At 72.0% G+C, this 521-nt stretch carries 1 protein-coding gene; it reads left to right on the top strand.

What is annotated here, in order from left to right; genetic code table 11:
• Positions 1 to 21: 21 nt before the first annotated feature.
• Positions 22 to 521 (top strand): DUF7146 domain-containing protein (locus tag ACFSNB_RS18835; protein ID WP_465264586.1); only part of this gene is annotated, 500 nt, incomplete at its 3' end.

The raw sequence follows: 521 nt of genomic DNA, 5'->3' as shown, positions 1-521 counted from the left end.
CTGTCAGCGGGGAGGGGCGTCATGTCGGTGTCTGATCTGGCCCGCCGCCTCGCCGAGCGGGCCGAAGCGGTTTGCCGGGTCTATCTGTCCCGGGGGCGCCGTCAGGGGGCATGGTGGTGCGTCGGCGACGTCCTCAACCATCCGGGCCGCAGCCTCTATGTCCGCCTGACCGGCGACCGCGCCGGCAAATGGACCGACGCATCGACCGGAGAGCACGGCGATTTGCTCGATCTGATCGCCCTCAACCGGGGCCGCGATCCCGTGTCCGCCCGCGACGAGGCCCGCGTCTTTCTCGCTCTGCCGCAGGTTTTCCAGCGTCATCAGTCGCTGGCCTCGGGATCGTTCGACGCGGCGCGGCGGCTGTTTCGCCAGGGGCAGCCGGTGGCCGGCACCCTGGCCGAGGCCTATCTGCGGGGGCGCGGCATCACCGGTCGGCTCGATCTGCCGGCCCTGCGCTTCCATCCGGCGCTGTGGTACCGTCCCCATCCCGACGCCCCCCGCCAGAGCTGGCCGGCGCTGCT

This window comes from Phaeospirillum tilakii (assembly GCF_042683125.1).
Lineage (GTDB): Bacteria > Pseudomonadota > Alphaproteobacteria > Rhodospirillales > Magnetospirillaceae > Phaeospirillum > Phaeospirillum tilakii.
This window is presented reverse-complemented; position numbering and strand designations above follow the sequence as displayed.